Annotated in this window: 16 protein-coding genes, 1 other RNA gene and 1 pseudogene; 11 read left to right on the top strand and 7 right to left on the bottom strand. The window is 71.7% G+C overall.

Annotated elements, in window-relative coordinates; genetic code table 11:
• Positions 1 to 6: 6 nt before the first annotated feature.
• Both ACFCXS_RS09585 and ACFCXS_RS09580 read left to right on the top strand, forming a co-directional pair.
• On the top strand, positions 7 to 1,083 hold the full coding sequence (locus tag ACFCXS_RS09585; RefSeq protein WP_376642547.1) for a Zn-dependent alcohol dehydrogenase: 1,077 nt from the start codon (positions 7 to 9) through the stop codon (positions 1,081 to 1,083).
• Positions 1,084 to 1,094: 11 nt separating this feature from the next.
• Complete coding sequence (locus tag ACFCXS_RS09580) at positions 1,095 to 2,042, top strand: 3-oxoacyl-ACP reductase (RefSeq protein ID WP_376642545.1); 948 nt, start codon at positions 1,095 to 1,097, stop codon at positions 2,040 to 2,042.
• Between the two features lie 81 nt (positions 2,043 to 2,123).
• Here ACFCXS_RS09580 and ACFCXS_RS09575 read toward each other — a convergent pair whose 3' ends face one another.
• A complete protein-coding gene (locus tag ACFCXS_RS09575; RefSeq protein WP_376642543.1) occupies positions 2,124 to 2,291 on the bottom strand; it encodes a hypothetical protein in 168 nt (55 codons plus the stop codon).
• Between the two features lie 97 nt (positions 2,292 to 2,388).
• Positions 2,389 to 3,696 (bottom strand): hypothetical protein, encoded by a 1,308-nt coding sequence (locus tag ACFCXS_RS09570; protein WP_376642541.1) that lies wholly within the window; start codon positions 3,694 to 3,696, stop codon positions 2,389 to 2,391.
• 197 nt (positions 3,697 to 3,893) lie between these two features.
• Here ACFCXS_RS09570 and ACFCXS_RS09565 point away from each other — a divergent pair, with 197 nt between their 5' ends.
• Genes ACFCXS_RS09565 through ACFCXS_RS09555 form a run of 3 tightly spaced genes read left to right on the top strand, consistent with a single transcriptional unit; the run spans position 3,894 to position 6,756 of the window.
• The gene (locus tag ACFCXS_RS09565; RefSeq protein WP_376642539.1) at positions 3,894 to 4,748 is read left to right on the top strand and encodes a Nif3-like dinuclear metal center hexameric protein; all 855 of its coding nucleotides are present in this window, start codon (positions 3,894 to 3,896) and stop codon (positions 4,746 to 4,748) included.
• Complete coding sequence (locus ACFCXS_RS09560; RefSeq protein WP_376643021.1) at positions 4,745 to 5,488, top strand: zinc ribbon domain-containing protein; 744 nt, start codon at positions 4,745 to 4,747, stop codon at positions 5,486 to 5,488. The genes ACFCXS_RS09565 and ACFCXS_RS09560 overlap by 4 nt, the downstream gene beginning before the upstream one ends.
• A 20-nt stretch (positions 5,489 to 5,508) precedes the next feature.
• Positions 5,509 to 6,756, top strand: a complete 1,248-nt coding sequence (locus ACFCXS_RS09555; protein WP_376642537.1) for a bifunctional RNase H/acid phosphatase — start codon at positions 5,509 to 5,511, stop codon at positions 6,754 to 6,756.
• Here ACFCXS_RS09555 and eda read toward each other — a convergent pair.
• The 4 genes from eda to ACFCXS_RS09535 all read right to left on the bottom strand — a co-directional run bounded on the left by eda (position 6,731) and on the right by ACFCXS_RS09535 (position 9,696).
• Positions 6,731 to 7,405 carry a bifunctional 4-hydroxy-2-oxoglutarate aldolase/2-dehydro-3-deoxy-phosphogluconate aldolase gene (eda, locus tag ACFCXS_RS09550; RefSeq protein ID WP_376642535.1) on the bottom strand — a complete coding sequence of 225 codons (675 nt, stop codon included), beginning with the start codon at positions 7,403 to 7,405 and terminating at the stop codon, positions 6,731 to 6,733. The two genes, ACFCXS_RS09555 and eda, sit on opposite strands and share 26 nt — an antisense overlap.
• 85 nt (positions 7,406 to 7,490) lie before the next feature.
• Positions 7,491 to 8,273, bottom strand: a complete 783-nt coding sequence (gene yaaA / locus ACFCXS_RS09545) for a peroxide stress protein YaaA (RefSeq protein WP_376642533.1) — start codon at positions 8,271 to 8,273, stop codon at positions 7,491 to 7,493.
• A gap of 44 nt (positions 8,274 to 8,317) precedes the next feature.
• Positions 8,318 to 8,896 carry a hypothetical protein gene (locus tag ACFCXS_RS09540; protein ID WP_376642531.1) on the bottom strand — a complete coding sequence of 193 codons (579 nt, stop codon included), beginning with the start codon at positions 8,894 to 8,896 and terminating at the stop codon, positions 8,318 to 8,320.
• A 35-nt stretch (positions 8,897 to 8,931) separates the two neighbouring features.
• Entirely contained in the window at positions 8,932 to 9,696 is a 765-nt protein-coding gene (locus ACFCXS_RS09535) for a MerR family transcriptional regulator (protein WP_376642529.1), read from the bottom strand.
• A 173-nt stretch (positions 9,697 to 9,869) separates the two neighbouring features.
• On the opposite strand from ACFCXS_RS09535, the gene ACFCXS_RS09530 reads away from it, so the two are divergent.
• From ACFCXS_RS09530 to rnpB, 4 genes and pseudogenes are all read left to right on the top strand, one after another.
• A complete protein-coding gene (locus ACFCXS_RS09530; RefSeq protein WP_376643020.1) occupies positions 9,870 to 10,439 on the top strand; it encodes a Uma2 family endonuclease in 570 nt (189 codons plus the stop codon).
• A 24-nt stretch (positions 10,440 to 10,463) separates the two neighbouring features.
• On the top strand, positions 10,464 to 11,318 hold the full coding sequence (locus ACFCXS_RS09525; protein WP_376642527.1) for an AraC family ligand binding domain-containing protein: 855 nt from the start codon (positions 10,464 to 10,466) through the stop codon (positions 11,316 to 11,318).
• A 19-nt stretch (positions 11,319 to 11,337) separates the two neighbouring features.
• Positions 11,338 to 12,117, top strand: a pseudogene (locus ACFCXS_RS09520) (DMT family transporter); the annotation flags it as partial.
• 121 nt (positions 12,118 to 12,238) lie between these two features.
• Positions 12,239 to 12,661, top strand: an RNA gene (gene rnpB, locus ACFCXS_RS09515) — RNase P RNA component class A.
• A gap of 372 nt (positions 12,662 to 13,033) precedes the next feature.
• Here rnpB and ACFCXS_RS09510 read toward each other — a convergent pair.
• Positions 13,034 to 13,210, bottom strand: a complete 177-nt coding sequence (locus tag ACFCXS_RS09510) for a DUF6177 family protein (RefSeq protein WP_376642525.1) — start codon at positions 13,208 to 13,210, stop codon at positions 13,034 to 13,036.
• A gap of 40 nt (positions 13,211 to 13,250) precedes the next feature.
• Here ACFCXS_RS09510 and ACFCXS_RS09505 point away from each other — a divergent pair, with 40 nt between their 5' ends.
• Together ACFCXS_RS09505 and ACFCXS_RS09500 are read left to right on the top strand one after the other, a co-directional pair.
• A complete protein-coding gene (locus tag ACFCXS_RS09505; protein WP_376642523.1) occupies positions 13,251 to 13,886 on the top strand; it encodes a DUF3320 domain-containing protein in 636 nt (211 codons plus the stop codon).
• Between the two features lie 201 nt (positions 13,887 to 14,087).
• Entirely contained in the window at positions 14,088 to 15,998 is a 1,911-nt protein-coding gene (locus tag ACFCXS_RS09500; RefSeq protein WP_376642522.1) for a DNA/RNA helicase domain-containing protein, read from the top strand.
• Positions 15,999 to 16,135 lie beyond the last annotated feature (137 nt).

Genomic DNA, 16,135 nt, shown 5'->3' with positions numbered 1-16,135 from the left:
CGCACCATGCGCGCAGCCGTACTGCACGAGATCGGCCAGGACAAGCTGGAGGTCCTCGACGACGTCGAGGCGGCGGGGTTCGGGCCCGGCAAGGTCAGGATCCGGGTGCGTGCCACGGGGCTGTGCCACTCGGACCTGTCCGCCATGAGCGGAGTGCTCCCGCAGCCCGGCCCCTTCGTACCCGGCCACGAAGGGGCGGGAGAGATCCTCGAAGCCGGCGAGGGCGCCGGGCACCTGAAGGCCGGCGACCGGGTCGTGGTGTGCTGGCTGCCCGCCTGCGGCGCCTGCCCCGCCTGCAAGCGCGGCCAGAGCCAGCTGTGCCTGGCCGGGTTCATGAACGCCGGCACCCCCAACTTCAAGCGCCCCGGCGGGGACGTCTTCGGCTTCGCCGGGACCGGAACCTTCGCCGAGGAGGTCGTCGTCGACGCCGGCTGCGCGGTGCCGATACCCGACGACGTGCCCTTCGACATCGCCGCCCTCATCGGCTGCGGGGTGACCACCGGCCTCGGCGCCGCGCTCAACACGGCCGACGTGGAGGCGGGTTCGTCGGTCGCCGTCATCGGCTGCGGGGGCGTCGGCATCTCCGCGATCCAGGGGGCCCGGCTGAAGGGCGCCGCCGAGATCGTCGCCGTCGACCCGGTGGCCTCGCGCCGCGAGTCGGCGCTGAAGTTCGGCGCGTCGCGCGCCGTCTCCCCGGAGGAACTGCCCGACGCCAAGCAGCAGGTGACCGGCGGCGAGGGCTTCGACTACGTCTTCGAGGTCGTCGGCAGGTCCGCCACCGCCCGCACCGCCTACGAGAACACCCGGCGCGGCGGCACCCTCGTCATCGTCGGCGCGGGCGCCATGGACGACTTCCTCCAGCTCAGCATGTTCGAGCTGTTCTTCGACGAGAAGCGGATCCTGCCGTCCATGTACGGCGGCGGTGACGTGCTGACCTCCTACGAACGCACCATCGCCCTGTGGCGCGCGGGCCGGATCGACCTGGCGGGCCTGATCACCCACCGGGTGCCGCTCGCCGACATCAACGAGGCGCTGGACCAGATGCGCACCGGGACCGCCCTGCGTACCTGCATCGAGATCTGAGGACGCCACCGATGCCGCTGCCACTGCCACTCGAGGGGATGTCCGCCGTCGTCACGGGCGCCGGACGCGGGCTCGGCCGGGCCGAGGCGCTGGAACTCGCCCGGCTCGGCGCCGCCGTGGTCGTCAACGACTACGGGCAGCCCGGACGGGACGGTTCGGGCGAGGCGTCCGCGGGGCCCGCCGAGGAGGTCGCCGCCGAGATCCGCGCGGCGGGCGGGAAGGCCCTCGCGCACACCGGCGACGTCTCCGACTTCACGCAGGCCGGCGCGCTCGTCGAGTCGGCCGTCACCGCCTACGGCAAGCTCGACATCCTCGTCAACAACGCGGGCATCCTGCGCGACCGCATGGTCTTCTCGATGGCCGAGGAGGAGTGGGACTCCGTCCTGCGCGTGCACCTCAAGGGCCACTTCAACACCACCCGGTTCGCCGCCGCGCACTGGCGGGAGCGGTCCAAGCGGGCCGGGGAGCCGGTGTTCGGGCGGATCGTGAACACCTCCTCGGAGGCGTTCCTCGCGGGCTCCGCCGGCCAGCCCAACTACGCCGCCGCCAAGGGCGGGATCGTCGGCCTCACCACTTCCACCGCGCTCGCCCTCGCCCGGTACGGCGTCACCGCCAACGCCATCTGCCCCCGCGCCCGCACCCGGATGACCGAGGACGTCTTCGCGGGCGTCGAGCAGCCCTTGGGCACCGGCCTGGACCCGCTCGCCCCCGAGCACGTCGCCCCGCTCGTCGGCTATCTGGCCTCACCCGCCGCCGCCCACGTCAACGGGCAGCTCCTCGTCGTGCACGGCGGGATGGTCGCCGTCGTCGAACGGCCGCGGGTCGCCGCGAAGTTCGACAGCAAGCAGGATGCCTTCACCTACGACGAACTGGAGGCCGTCCTCGGCCCGTACTACGCGGACCGGCCGGCGGGGGAGACGTTCGCCGCGGCGGAGGTGCTGGGCCTGAAACGCGGGTGAGGGAGCGGGCGACGGGACGCGGAACGGCCCTCCCCGCCTGAGGCGGGGAGGGCCGTTCTCCGTTGGGTGACCGGCGTGCCGTCAGGCCGCAGTCACGGCCTGCTCGGTCTCCGCCACCGGCTTGCGGTGACGTCCGCGCGGAGCCGTCTCGCCGTCCTGCGTGGAGACTTCACCACGGTGCCGGCCGGGGCCGGAGGACTGATGCCGGACATCGGCATCGCTCGGCTGGTTCGTGCTGGCGTCGCTCATCGGATGGAATTCACCCCGTCAACATGATCTTTTTTACAGCCGGGTGAGTCTAACCGGCACCCCTGACCTCGGATCCAGGCGACCACGCCAACCGGCACTAGTTCGTTACAAGGCGTCCCAACGGCGCTTCCTGAAGGGGCACAGGACGTGCGGCCGAGGGCGCAGGAGGCCGGCCGGCCGGGGTCGGCGGATGGGGCTCGTCCGGCGCCGCGAGCCGTCCCGGGTGTCCCGGAGGCGGGGCTGCCCGCCGCGGCTGCGACGGTGGCTGTTGCTCCTGCGGCTGTTGCTCCTGTTGCTCCTGTTGCTCCTGTTGCCCCTGCGGCCCCGGCGCGGCCCCGGGCTCCGGCTCCGCGACCGGCGGCGGGCTCACCTGCGCGACCCCGCACGGCACGGCCTCCGTCGCGTACGGCAGCCGCAGCACCCCCTCCGGAGTCCACAGGCCCGTACCCGTCAACCACCCCTCGGGCGCCCGGAGATGGTGCACCCGGCGCTCGGCGGGACGCCAGACACCGACCCAGCTGCCCGTCGGCCCGTCCACCCGCAACGCCACCGCGCAGCTCTCGGGCGTCAGCACCTGACCCGGCTGGATGGCGAACGGCGTGACGGAGCAGTCCCGCACCCGCAGGCACTCCGGGAAGCGCACCGGGAGCGTGCTGCCGAGGACACCCCAGCCCAGCCGGTCCTGCCCCGGCGAGGGCGCGTCCGAGCGGACGATCAGCAGCCCGCTGTCATGGTCGGCGAGCAGCACCCGGTCGTCGCTGTCGGCGGCGATCTGCAGCAGCGGCGACACCTCACCGCCGCACTCCAGGTCCACCACGACGGCCTTGGTGCGGCCCTCGGTCTCCCGGTCCAGTGCCAGCATCCGTCCCGACCGGTCCAGCCAGACCCCGCCCGAACAGCGGCCGGGCAGCTCCGCCAGCCGCTCGGGCCCGAAGGCGCCGCCCGCCACCAGCCACACCGACGTCGTACGCGGCCCCACGGCGAGGGCGTAGGCCCGTTCCCCGTCCGGGGCGGGGGGCAGCAGCCGCAGCCGGGCGGTCCGGTCCGGGCAGCCGACCGCGCCCAGGGGCAGCTCCCCGGTGCCAGGGCCGGTCGGGTACAGCAGCGAGAAGGCATGCCGCCCGGCCACCACCCGGTGGATGAGCACCCGCCCGTCGGCCATCGGCTGCACCTCGGTGCCGGGCTCCTCCGGCTGGTTGCGCGGCAGGGGCACCGCGTACGGCTCGGGGCCGTCCAGGGTCCAGCGCTCCGGGAACCAGGAGCCGCCTGCCGACGCCAGACGCGCGCCGTAGGCGCCGTCCGCGGTGAACGTGCAGCCGGCCGGCGCGGGCCTGTCCCCGCGTCCACCCCCGTTCCCGTCACCGTCCTCGAATCCCGCCGAAGGCTCGATCGCACAGACCGTCATCGCTCGGTCACCTCCAGTGACGAAGGTAGTTCGCTCGCTGGAGTGTGGAATTCCGCGGCAGCGGGCTTCACACATAAGGGTGTTCCAGGAACGATTCGCCTGAGGAAAAGGGGGCGCTTGTGCTGAGCGGGGCGATGGGTGCCGGGAGCGGGCGGTGGCGGTGCAACGCCACAGATCAGGCGGGTAGCCTTGCTCCCGTGCCCCGTCTGTCTGAAGTCATCGCCGCGCTGGAGACCCTGTGGCCCGCCGAGCGGGCCGAGTCCTGGGACGCGGTCGGCACCGTCGCGGGCGACCCGGACCAGGAGGTCACGCGGGTCCTGTTCGCCGTCGACCCGGTCCAGGAGATCGTCGACGAGGCGGTGAAACTGGGCGCCGACCTGCTCGTCACCCACCACCCGCTCTATCTGCGCGGCACGACGACGGTGGCCGCGACGCACTTCAAGGGCCGCGTCGTCCACACCCTCATCAAGAACGACATCGCGCTGCACGTCGCCCACACCAACGCCGACACCGCCGACCCGGGTGTCTCCGACGCCCTCGCGGGCGCCCTCGGCCTGCGGGTCACCGGGCCGCTCGTGCCCGACGCCACCGACCCCGAGGGCCGCCGGGGCCTCGGCCGGCTCTGCGCGCTGGACCACCCGGTGACCGTCCGCGAGCTCGCCGCCCGCGCCGCCGAGCGGCTGCCCGCCACCGCGCAGGGCATCCGCGTCGCCGGCGACCCCGAGGCGCTCGTGCGCACGGTCGCCGTCAGCGGCGGCTCCGGCGACAGCCTCTTCGACCACGTACGCGCCGCCGGTGCCGACGCCTTCCTCACCGCGGACCTGCGCCACCACCCCGTCTCGGAAGCCCGCGCCCACAGCCCCCTCGCGCTGCTCGACGCGGCGCACTGGGCCACCGAGTGGCCCTGGTGCGAGCTGGCCGCGAGCCAGCTCGACGAGATCTCCGACCGCCACGGATGGGACCTGCGCGTCCACGTCTCGAAGACGGTCACCGACCCCTGGACCGCGCACGCGGCCTCGCCCCCTTCTGATCCCCTTGGAGCCCCGAACTGAACGCCGCGCCCGCCGACCAGATCCGTCTCCTCGACGTCCAGGACCTCGACGTCCGCCTCCAGCAGCTCGCGCACAAGCGCAAGTCGCTCCCCGAGCACGCCGAGATCGAGTCGCTGACCAAGGACCACACCCAGCTGCGCGACCTGCTCGTGGCCGCGCAGACCGAGGAGAGCGACACCGCCCGCGAGCAGACCAAGGCCGAGCAGGACGTCGACCAGGTGCGCCAGCGCGCCACCCGCGACCAGCAGCGCCTCGACTCGGGCGCCGTCACCTCTCCCAAGGACCTGGAGAACCTCCAGCGTGAGATCGCCTCCCTCGCCAAGCGGCAGGGCGATCTGGAGGACGTGGTGCTGGAGGTCATGGAGCGCCGCGAGTCCGCGCAGGAGCGGGTCGCCGAGCTGACCGAGCGCGTCACCTCCGTCCAGTCGAAGATCGACGACGCGACCGCACGCCGCGACGCCGCCTTCGAGCAGATCGACGGCGAGGTCGCCACGGTCACCAAGGAGCGCGAGGTCGTCTCCGCCTCCATTCCGGACGATCTGCTGAAGCTCTACGACAAGCTGCGCGGCCAGCAGGGCGGCGTCGGCGCGGCGAAGCTGTACGCGCGCAGCTGCCAGGGCTGCCGGCAGGAGCTCGCCATCACCGAGCTGGCCGAGATCCGCAAGGCGGCGCCCGACACGGTGGTGCGCTGCGAGAACTGCCGCCGCATCCTGGTGCGCACGTCCGAGTCCGGCCTCTAGGTCGTCAAGGAGCCCTTCCGGTGCGGGAGTTCATCGTCGAGGCCGACGGCGGGTCACGGGGCAACCCGGGGCCGGCCGGCTACGGGGCCGTGGTCGGCGACGCGGCGACGGGGGAGACCCTGCGCGAGACCGCCGAGTACATCGGCGTCGCCACCAACAACGTCGCCGAGTACCGCGGCCTCCTCGCCGGCCTGCGCGCCGCCCACGCGCTGGACCCGGACGCGACGGTCCACGTCCGGATGGACTCCAAACTCGTCATCGAGCAGATGTCGGGCCGCTGGAAGATCAAGCACCCCGACATGAAGCCCCTGGCCGCGCAGGCCGCCCGGGTCTTCCCGCCCGGGCGGGTCACGTACGAGTGGATGCCGAGGGCGCAGAACAAGCACGCGGACCGGCTGGCCAACGAGGCGATGGACGCGGGGGCCAGGGGCGAGCGGTGGTCGGAGGCGGAGTCGACGGCGGAGCTGGACACGGCCGGTGAGACGGCCAGGGCCGCGGAGGGCTCTGGTGCTGCCGCCGGAGTCGCGGAGGGCTCTGCTGCTGCCGGGGCGACGAAAGTCCCCGGGGACGCCGAAGGCTCCGCGCAGGCCGACACGCGTGCCGCCAAGGCTGTTGCCGCCCCCGGCTGGGCGCCCGCCGACATGGGCGCCCCCGCCACCTTCGTCCTGCTGCGCCACGGCGAGACCCCGCTGACGCCCCAGAAGCGCTTCTCCGGCAGCGGCGGCACCGACCCCTCCCTGTCCGACGCCGGCCGGGAACAGGCCGAGCGGGCCGCCGCGATGCTGGCCCGGCGGGGCACCGTCCAGGCCGTCGTGTCGTCGCCGCTGGCCCGTACGCGGCAGACCGCCGGGATCGTCGCCGCCCGGCTCGGGCTCGACGTGAGCGTCGACGACGGACTGCGCGAGACCGACTTCGGCGCCTGGGAGGGCCTCACCTTCGCCGAGGTGCGCGAGCGCCACCCCGACGACCTGAACGCCTGGCTGGCCTCCCCGGACGCCGAACCCACCGGAGGCGGCGAGAGCTTCGCGGCGACGGCCGTCCGGCTCGCCGCCACCCGCGACAAGCTGGTGGCCGCCCACGCGGGCCGCACGGTCCTGCTCGTCACGCACGTGACCCCGATCAAGACGCTCGTCCGGCTCGCCCTCGGCGCCCCGCCGGAGTCCCTGTTCCGCATGGAACTGTCGGCCGCGTCCCTGTCGGTGGTCGCCTACTACGCGGACGGCAACGCCAGCGTCCGCCTCCTCAACGACACGTCCCACCTGCGCTGAGCGCCGACGCCCCACCTGCGCTGAGCGCCGACGCCTCCCGGGCCAGCGCCTCGACGCGCCCCCAGTCGCGTCCGGCGACCGCGTCCGGCGGCAGCATCCAGCTGCCGCCCACGCACCCGACGTTGGGCAGGGCCAGATAGTCCGGGGCGCAGTCCGGGCCGATCCCGCCCGTCGGGCAGAACCGGGCCTGCGGCAACGGCCCCGACAGCGACTTGAGATACGCCGTTCCGCCCGCGGCCTGCGCCGGGAAGAACTTCATCTCGCGCACCCCGCGCTCCAGCAGCGCCACGACCTCGGACGCGGTCGACACCCCCGGCAGGAACGGCACCCCCGACGCCCGCATCGCCTCCAGCAGCCCGTCCGTCCAGCCCGGACTGACCAGGAACCGGGACCCCGCGGCCACCGCCTGCCCGACCTGCTCCGGCCGGATCACCGTTCCGGCCCCGACCACCGCCCCGGGCACCTCCCGGGCGATCTCCCGGATCGCCTCCAGGGCCGCGGGAGTCCGCAGCGTCACCTCGATCGCGGGCAGCCCACCCGCGACCAGGGCACGCGCGAGCGGTACGGCATCGCCCACGTCCTCGATGACGACGACGGGAACGACGGGCGCGAGGTCCAGCACGGAGGCGGGCAGGGCAGGGGAGACCATGGCGTCATCCTGCCGTCGGCTTGCAAAACGCGCAAAGGTCGTTGCGCATCATGCAATGGCGTATCTCATGACCTGTACACCGACGTCAGTGCACCTCGTCCACCAGTACGTCCAGCGACCAGGCCTGCCCCTGCCTCGCGGGCGCCTGTGCCTCCACGACGTAGCCGAGATCCCGGAGCGCCTCCACCAACTCGGCCGGACCCTTCGGGTCGGTCCCGGAGGCCAGCAGGCTGCGCACGATCCGCCCCTTCGTCGCCTTGTTGAAGTGGCTGACCACCTTCCGGGTGGGAGCGTGCAGCACCCGCACGGACGCCGTCCGCCCGGCGACCTCGCCCTTCGGCTTCCAGGCGGCGGCGTACGCGGCGGACCGCAGATCCAGCACCAGGCCGCCCCCGGCCACCTCGGGCAGCACCGACGCCATCGGCGTACGCCAGTGCGCGCCCAGCGCCCCGAGCCCCGGCAGCTTCACGCCCATCGAGCACCGGTAGGACGGAATCCGGTCCGTCACCCGCACCGCACCCCACAGCCCGGAGAACACCAGCAGCGACCGCGCGGCCCGCCGCTTGGCGGCAGTGTCCAGCGACGCCAGGCCGAGGGCGTCGTAGAGCACGCCGGTGTAGATCTCCCCGGCCGGCCGCGCCCCCGCCGTACGCAGCTCCGCGTTCTTCGCGACCTCGCCCCGCAGCCCCTCGCTCAGCCCCAGCACCTCGCGCGCCTTGACCTCGTCGCCGGCACACAGCTCGACCAGCTCGGTGAGGACGGCCTCCCGGGCGGCGGTCAGCCCCGGCAGCGACAGCGACTCCGGCTTCAGCGGGGCACCGCGGCCGGAGGAGGCCTTGCCTTCGGACGGCGGCAGCAGGACAAGCACGGGTACTCCTTCGATCGAACTCCGCCCGACAGCGTACGGGGAGCTCAGACACGGGCCTGGCCGAGGGCGCGCACGAGCCCGTCGGCGTCGTCGGCGTGGAAGCGGACGACCCGCACCTCCCGGCGCCGCCCGAAGAGGCCGACATGCGTGACCGGATCCGTCAGCTCCAGCGTGACGCTGGTCTGCGAGCCCACCTCCAGATCAAGCTCCCCGTCGGCAGGCTCGTGCGTCATCCGCAGCTCACGCCGCACGGAGCCGATCCGCTCCAGCGGCACCAGCAGGTCGACATGGACATACCGCCGTATCCGCAGGGTTCCGCGGGCCGCGTCCAGCACGTGCGGACGGACGACGGACGAGGCGTGCAGCGCGACCACGAACACGACCGTGTACACGTCCAGGAAGAGGAACGCCGCGTGCACGGCGGGCCAGTCCCGCAGCAGCACGGACACCCCGACCGTCTCGACGACGCACACGAACGCGAGACCGAACATCATCGCGCCCTGCCCCCGCGCATACCCGAAGGCCGACCCGCCGCCCGCCCCGTGCGTACGCCGCGCCACCCACAGGCCGAGACTCGCCAGCAACCGCACCTCGTGCCGGACCAGCAGCGCCCCGACCCTCATCGCCGCCCCCCGACCCTCATCGCCACCCCCGGATTTCATCGCCGCTCCTCGGCCAGGATCCGCAACGCACGGCGGACGGCCTCCGCCTGGGCCGGGGCGAGATCGTCGTAGAACGCGCGCAGCATGCTGTCGTGCCGGTCGATCTCACCGAGCTCACCGATCCCAGGGAACAGCGTCGGCGGAATGCAGTCGGCGAGGGCCCGGGCCGCCTCGTCGACCCGCGGGTCGACGGGCCCGGCACCGGCGAGCGCGTCGAGCAGCGCGTAGGCCTCACCTGCCCGCGCCACGGCCCCCGGACTCCCCAGCGCCTCACCCACCGACGCCACCAGCCGCTCCCGTTCCCCGAACGGCACGGCGGTCTCCAGGAACGCGATGATCTCGCGGTCCTTGACGGCCATGGGCGAGTCCGACAGATGCGCGGCCTGGGCGAACAGCGCGGCCAGCTCCGGTGACACCGGCCCCTCCGCCGGCACTCCGCCCTCCGCGTCCAGCAGGGTCCGCAGCCGCGCGCGCCGCTCCCGCAGGGCCGCCTCCTGCCGCGCCAGATCCTCGTCCAGCTCGGTCAGCACCTCGACGAGGTCCTTGCCGGCCTCGTCCGCGAGCACGTCCCGCACTTCTGCGAGCCCCAGCCCCAGCTCGGTCAGCCGCCGGATCCGCGCCAGCACGACGGCATGCCGCAACCCGTACTCCCGATAACCGTTGGCCCGCCGCTCGGGCTCGGGCAGCAGCCCCAGATGGTGGTAGTGCCGCACGGCCCGCGTGGTGACGCCGACGACGCCGGCGAGTTCTCCTATCCGCATGCCACCAGTGAAGACGTTGACGCTGCGGCAGGGTCAAGCGAGCCGTTCGGCCTTCTGACGAGGACCGTGCTCGTGTGCCACGATCGAGGGAAGGGATCCCGATCTCACGGACAGGTGATCAACCGATGTCCCAATCTGGCGGGCGACAGAAGGAGGGGCGTGACATGACTGCCATGGCCCACGAGCCGCTCTCGCAGGCAGACGTCCTGCTGGAGGGCTTCCTCGCCCTGGACACGCCGGAGGGCTTCCGGGCAGAGCTGATCGAGGGGGAGATCGTCGTGACGCCGCCGCCGGACGGGGATCACGAGGACTACATCGGACTGATCGTGAACCAGGTGATCAGACGTTCCCGGACCGACATGCAGTTCTCAGGCAACAAAGGGTTGAAACTGCGCAGCGGAGGCGGCTGCCCCAAGGACCACTTGGTCCCCGACGGCACATTCGCTCCGATGGAACTGCGCCTGTACCGGGGGGCCGATCCCTGGATGCCCTGCGACGGCGTCGCCATGGTGATGGAGGTGACCTCCACCAAGCCGCAGGCGGACCGCGAGGCCAAGCGCCGCTGCTACGCCCGCGCCGGCATCCCGCTCTACCTGCTGGTCGACCGGGACACGGCTCAGGTCACCGTGTTCAGCGAGCCGAAGGAAGACGACTACCGCGAGCACTGCGCCCGACCCTTCGGCAAGACCGTCACACTGCCGGAACCCTTCGCCTTCGACCTGGACACGGCCGACCTCCTCTGATCCCCTGTGGGCGGGGGGTACGCCATGGGGAGACAACAACAGACCAGCTGGACCCGGGCACGACTCGGCCGCGCCGGCCCGCCCCTGGACCTCCTCACCGCCCACTTCGACAGCCACGTCTACGCACCTCACGCCCACGACCAGTTCACCATCGGCGTGACCGTCGGCGGCTCGGAGGTCATCGCGTACCGGGGCGGGCACATCCACTCCTACCCTGGCTCGATCGTCGTCCTGGAGCCCGGCGAGATGCACACCGGAGGCCCGGCCGCCTGCGACGGCTACGCCTACCAGGCCCTCTACGCGGAACCGGCCCTCCTCACCGACGGCACCCTCGGCGGCCTCCCGCACTTCCGCGACGCCGTCCTCGACGACCCGGAGCTGGCGGTGGCCCTGCGCGCCGCCCACACCGACATCAGCGCCTGCCCCGACCCGCTGGAAGCGGAGTCCCGGCTGCCCTGGCTGCTCACGGCCCTGGCCCGCCGCCACTCCACGGCCCGGGCGACCGACGACACCGTGCCCGGGGCGGTGGGCATCGCCAGGGCCGTACGCGACCGCCTCGCCGACGAACTGCTGGACCCTCCCTCCCTGGCCGCCCTCGCCACGGACCTGGGCCTGTCCCGCTACCAACTGCTCCGCGCGTTCCGCACGACGATGGGCGTACCGCCGTACGCCTGGCTCGCCCAGCACCGGGTGGCCAGGGCGCGCGGCCTCCTGGAAGCCGGACTGCGCCCCGCCGAGGTCGCGGGCCTCGTCGGCTTCGCGGACCAGGCGCACCTCACCCGCTGGTTCCGCAGGGTGCTGGGGGTGACCCCGGCGGCGTACCGCAACAGCGTTCACGTCGCTGCGTACCGCAACAGCGTTCAAGACACCGGGGGGTGAACGGCCCGACACTCATCTCATGACTGCACGCGGCTGGTTCCTGTTCTCCCTGATGGGAGTCGTCTGGGGTGTCCCCTACCTGATGATCAAGGTGGCGGTGGACGAGCTGTCCCCGTCCATGGTGGTGTTCGCACGCTGCGCCCTCGGCGCGGCGCTCCTGCTCCCGTTCGCCCTGCGCCAGGGCGGCTTCGGCCGTACGGTCCGGACGCACTGGAAGCCGATGCTGGCCTTCGCCGTCATCGAGATCGTCGGCCCCTGGTGGACCCTGACCGACGCGGAACGCCACCTGTCCAGCTCCACGGCCGGGCTCCTCATCGCGGGCGTGCCGATCGTCGCCCTGCTCCTGGCCCGCTTCTTCGGCGCCGAGGAACACGTGGGCGCCCGCCGCATCACAGGCCTGGCCCTCGGCCTCGCGGGAGTCACCGTCCTCACCCTGCCGCACCTCACCGGCGGTGACGCCCTGTCGATGGCCGAGGTGCTGGTGACGGTCGTCGGCTATGCCACGGCCCCGCTGATCGCGGCCCGGTACCTCAAGGACGTCCCGACGCTCCAGCTGATCACCCCGTGCCTGACGCTGGCCGCCGTGGTCTACGCCCCCGCGGCATTCCTCACCCGCCCCGCCACGATGCCCTCGGGCGAGGTCCTGGCAGCGCTCGCCGGCCTGGGCGTCGTCTGCACCGCGATCGCGTTCGTGGCCTTCCTGGAGCTGATCAAGGAGGCCGGCCCGGCCCGGGCCGGCGTGATCACGTACGTCAACCCGGCGGTGGCGGTCGCCGCGGGCGCGCTCTTCCTGGACGAGAAGCTGACGCTCGGCATCGGCGTGGCCTTCACCCTGATCCTGGCGGGCTCGGTCCTGGCCACGGCCGCGACGCCGAAGCGGGACGCCCGCCGGGTACGGGTACCATGGTCGACACGGCAGACGAGCCGGGCGGACGGCCGCGTGGAGACCCCCTGACGGGGAGCTCCCCGAGGAACGTCCGGGCTCCACAGGGCAGGGTGGTGGCTAACGGCCACCCGGGGTGACCCGCGGGACAGTGCCACAGAAAGCAGACCGCCGGGACTGCGCTCTTTTCGAAGAGGGCGGTCCTCGGTAAGGGTGAAACGGTGGTGTAAGAGACCACCAGTGCCTGAGGTGACTCAGGCAGCTAGGTAAACCCCACCCGGAGCAAGGTCAAGAGGGAGCACCTCGGTGCTCCTGCGCGGACGATCGAGGGCTGCCCGCCCGAGTCCGCGGGTAGACCGCACGAGGCCGGTGGCAACACCGGCCCTAGATGGATGGCCGTCTCCCCGGCCGCCGCGAGGCGACCGGGTGACAGAACCCGGCGTACAGCCCGACTCGTCTGCCTTCTGGTCCTGGCCTGGGATTTCATCCTGGTCGGGGCCAATGCACCTGTCGGAGCAGATCCCGCCTTCACCTGGCACGTCGTGAGGCCTACAAGCATGCGCCCCCAACCCGGCGAAACTCCAGATCCACGCCGTGGAAGTGCTGGAATCTGTGTCGGCCACATGCATCGTCCGCTGCGTCGGCGGACGTGTACGTCCCGGTCAGCGCTTCACCCTGGAGTCTGCGGAGGGAACTCCAGGTGAGAGCTTCCACGTCACGCCGGACTGGATAGACCGTTATGGGCTTCGAGTCGACTTCTTCGACCCGCCCCATAACGCAAGGGTTCACCTCTCCGGGAGCGGAGCCTCTCTGTTGGAGAAAGGCCAGACGATCATTTCCGTCGAGTCTGCCGTGGAGTGAACAGGTGGCGCACGAGGCGTTGGAAATTGCTCCAGGCGTCGGGGTCGGTTCCGTCGCCCATCGGGTAGTGAAGAGCGGGCTTGCCCTCAAGGCCGACGCGCGTGGGCGTGAGGCGACGGCGGCACGACAGAGATGGTGGACGGCCCAATGAGCGCGGGGGCGCGGAGAGTCCGCGGAAGGGGCAGCAGGTGGTTCGGCAGTACCTGCGACTGGAGTTCGTGACGGTCGACGCCGACCCCGCACCCTGGAGCCGTCTCTACCAGGACGTTGACCCTGACCTGTTGGCAGACGCACGTGACAGGTCGAGTAGCCGGCGAGGCATGTGGGGCACGGAGTTACAGGACCCCGAGGCCCTCGACGTGGTAGCGGACGTGGCGTTGTGCGTGGTCGAGGTCGAAGGGCCCGTGGAGAAGGAGGTCATCTACACCCGGGTCCGTCTCGCGTGGGGCCTCGGACGAGCCGGCCAGGTGGTCCGCGACCGCATCGACCGAGCCCTTCGCCGCCTGCTCGAGCAGGGCAAGATCGCCCACGTCGGTACGGCCTACGACAGACCAGGCCACGAGACCGAGTTCGCCCGCACGCCTACTGAGCGGTGTGCCCGAGGCGTCGCGGAGGTTCTCGGGGCGGAGCGGCAGCTCGTGCTCAGAAACGTGGTCGACGAGGGACCGGGCGTGCAGCGCGAGGACCTGCTGCGGGAGGCTGCTCGCTTCTTCGGGTGGGATCGCCTCGGCGCGGACATCCGGGACGCGCTGACGGGCGCCATCGACGCGTTGATCACCGCCGGGGACGCGATCGGATCGAAAGGCGGTCTGATGCCTGCGTAGGGTTCATGACCTACTGCGGTGGACTCTCCGAATCGGTAGGCGAGATCGGGCACGGCGTCCGCTGCCGCCACTGCGACCACCGCCAGGTACCCTCGGAAACATCGTCAACGCGGCCCGACGGGCTTCCGCTCCACCCCGGTGGAGTCTCGAAGGACATGCCCCCACCCGCACGAGTCTCTTCGTGCTGCCTGGGGGAAGTCCTTGCTGTTCCGTGCGTCCGCGAAAACGGTCGCCGTCATGGCACTCGACCGTTCGCTGTTCCTGCACCTCACCGAGCAGTTCGTCCACATGCACGGCTATCGGCCCGGAGCTTCGGAGATGCGTTCCTGGGAGCGCAGCATCCCGCTTCTGACCGCCGCGCTCAACGACGCCGGTCTGGGCGCCGTCGAGATCATGCTGGAGTACGCGCTACCGCTGAACAGTAAGCGCGCAGACGCCGTTCTCGCGGGAGTGCACCCGGTCACGGGAGAGCCGTCCTACGTCGTGGTGGAGCTGAAGCAGTGGAGTCAGGCGGCTCCGCACGAGGACGACCCCACCCTGTGCCATGTCGATGCCTATGCGCACCCCGTACTCAACCCGATCGAACAGGTGCGTCGATACCGCGACTACCTGGTCAACTTCAACGGCGCCGTGGCCGAGCACGGCGACCGGATCCACGGAGTGGCCTTCCTGCACAACGCCACCGAGTTCGGGGTATCGGGGCTGCGGGGGATCGAGCGCGACGGCCGGGGACGGCTCTTCACAGCGGAGGGTCGCGGCTCGTTCCTGGACCACCTCCGCTCGAAGCTGAGCGACAAGCACCCCGGTGCTCACGCGGCTGACGAACTGCTCGCCGGCGCCACCGTGCCGTCGAAGCAGCTGATGTCCGTGGCAGCCCAGGAAGTGCGGGAGCGGCAGCAGTTCGTCCTCCTCGACGAGCAGCAGGTCGCCTACCGCATGGTGCTCAACGCGGTGGAGAGGGCGAAGCGCGCCGACCACAAGGAAGTCGTCATCGTCACCGGCGGTCCGGGCACGGGGAAGAGCGTGATCGCGCTTCAGCTGCTCGGCGAGCTGTACCGCAGGGGTGTGGCCGCGGTGCACGCGACAGGCTCGCAGTCGTTCACGAAGACGATGCGCAAGGTGGCCGGCTCCCGGAAACGGGAAGTCCAGGATCTCTTCAAGTACTTCAACAGCTTCATGACCACGGAGAAGAACAGCCTGGATGCGCTGATCTGTGATGAGGCGCACCGCATCCGGGAAACATCAGCCAACCGCTACACCCGCGCGGCACTGCGGACCGGCAAGGCACAGATCGACGAACTCATCGACGTCGCACACGTACCGGTCTTCTTCCTCGACGAGCACCAAGTGGTGCGTCCCGGAGAGATGGGCACCGTGGAGGAGATCCGTGAGGCCGCGGCCAGGCGGGGCATCGACTGCCATGTCGTCCCCCTGGAGAGCCAGTTCCGCTGCGGAGGCAGTGACGCCTATCTGCGTTGGGTGGTCCGGCTCCTCGGCCTCGAGCCCGGCGGGCCGGTCGTGTGGGAGCCCGACGACCGCATGCAGTTGCTCGTCGCCGACAGCCCTCAAGAACTGGAGGCGTTCCTCGACGCCCGCCGCGCCGAGAAATACGGTGCCCGGATGTCCGCGGGCTACTGCTGGCGGTGGTCTCCCGAGCCCAAGCCCGGGGACCCGCTGCCTCCCGACGTCGTCATCGGGGGCTGGGCCCGGCCTTGGAACCTGCGCGGGGACCGGTCGGTCTCGGGCGCGCCTCCGTCCGCGCTGTGGGCCACCGACCCCGCGGGTTTCGGGCAGGTCGGCTGTGTCTATACCGCCCAGGGCTTCGAGTACGACTGGTCCGGCGTCATCATCGGCCCGGACCTGGTCTGGCGGGGTGACCGCTGGGTCACCGACCGCACCGCCTCCAAGGACCCGGTGTTCAAGAGGTCCACGCCGGACGCCGACGTGGACCGTCTCATCCGGAACACGTACAAGGTGCTGCTGACGCGGGGCATGGTCGGCACGATCGTGTACTCGACCGATTCGGAGACCCGGGAGAAGCTGCGCGAGCTGGTTTCCGACCGACCGGAGTCGCGCCCTGCCGTGGTCGAGGAGCCCTCTCTGCGGAGGTGAGGGCGCGATATCCGGCCATGATGTCCGTGCTTCCAGCCGACCGACGTGTCCGATGCGTCGGGACGGGTGATCTTCTCTTTAAGATCCAGAACGTCATTGCGGCCCGACGGGCTTCCCCGCGTGGACATGCCCCCACC

This window comes from Streptomyces sp. NPDC056373 (assembly GCF_042262425.1).
GTDB lineage: Bacteria > Actinomycetota > Actinomycetes > Streptomycetales > Streptomycetaceae > Streptomyces.
Note: the sequence above shows the minus strand (reverse complement) of the source record. Positions and strands in the feature narration are given on the sequence as shown.

What these genes read in the sequence shown, in the direction of transcription:
- ACFCXS_RS09535 (WP_376642529.1), bottom strand. Translation starts at nt 9,696, where the DNA reads ATGCGGATAGGAGAACTCGCCGGCGTCGTCGGCGTCACCACGCGGGCC.
- ACFCXS_RS09580 (WP_376642545.1), top strand. Translation starts at nt 1,095, where the DNA reads ATGCCGCTGCCACTGCCACTCGAGGGGATGTCCGCCGTCGTCACGGGC.
- ACFCXS_RS09575 (WP_376642543.1), bottom strand. Translation starts at nt 2,291, where the DNA reads ATGAGCGACGCCAGCACGAACCAGCCGAGCGATGCCGATGTCCGGCAT.
- ACFCXS_RS09530 (WP_376643020.1), top strand. Translation starts at nt 9,870, where the DNA reads ATGGCCCACGAGCCGCTCTCGCAGGCAGACGTCCTGCTGGAGGGCTTC.
- eda (WP_376642535.1), bottom strand. Translation starts at nt 7,405, where the DNA reads ATGGTCTCCCCTGCCCTGCCCGCCTCCGTGCTGGACCTCGCGCCCGTC.
- ACFCXS_RS09570 (WP_376642541.1), bottom strand. Translation starts at nt 3,696, where the DNA reads ATGACGGTCTGTGCGATCGAGCCTTCGGCGGGATTCGAGGACGGTGAC.
- ACFCXS_RS09540 (WP_376642531.1), bottom strand. Translation starts at nt 8,896, where the DNA reads ATGAGGGTCGGGGCGCTGCTGGTCCGGCACGAGGTGCGGTTGCTGGCG.
- ACFCXS_RS09585 (WP_376642547.1), top strand. Translation starts at nt 7, where the DNA reads ATGCGCGCAGCCGTACTGCACGAGATCGGCCAGGACAAGCTGGAGGTC.
- ACFCXS_RS09525 (WP_376642527.1), top strand. Translation starts at nt 10,464, where the DNA reads ATGGGGAGACAACAACAGACCAGCTGGACCCGGGCACGACTCGGCCGC.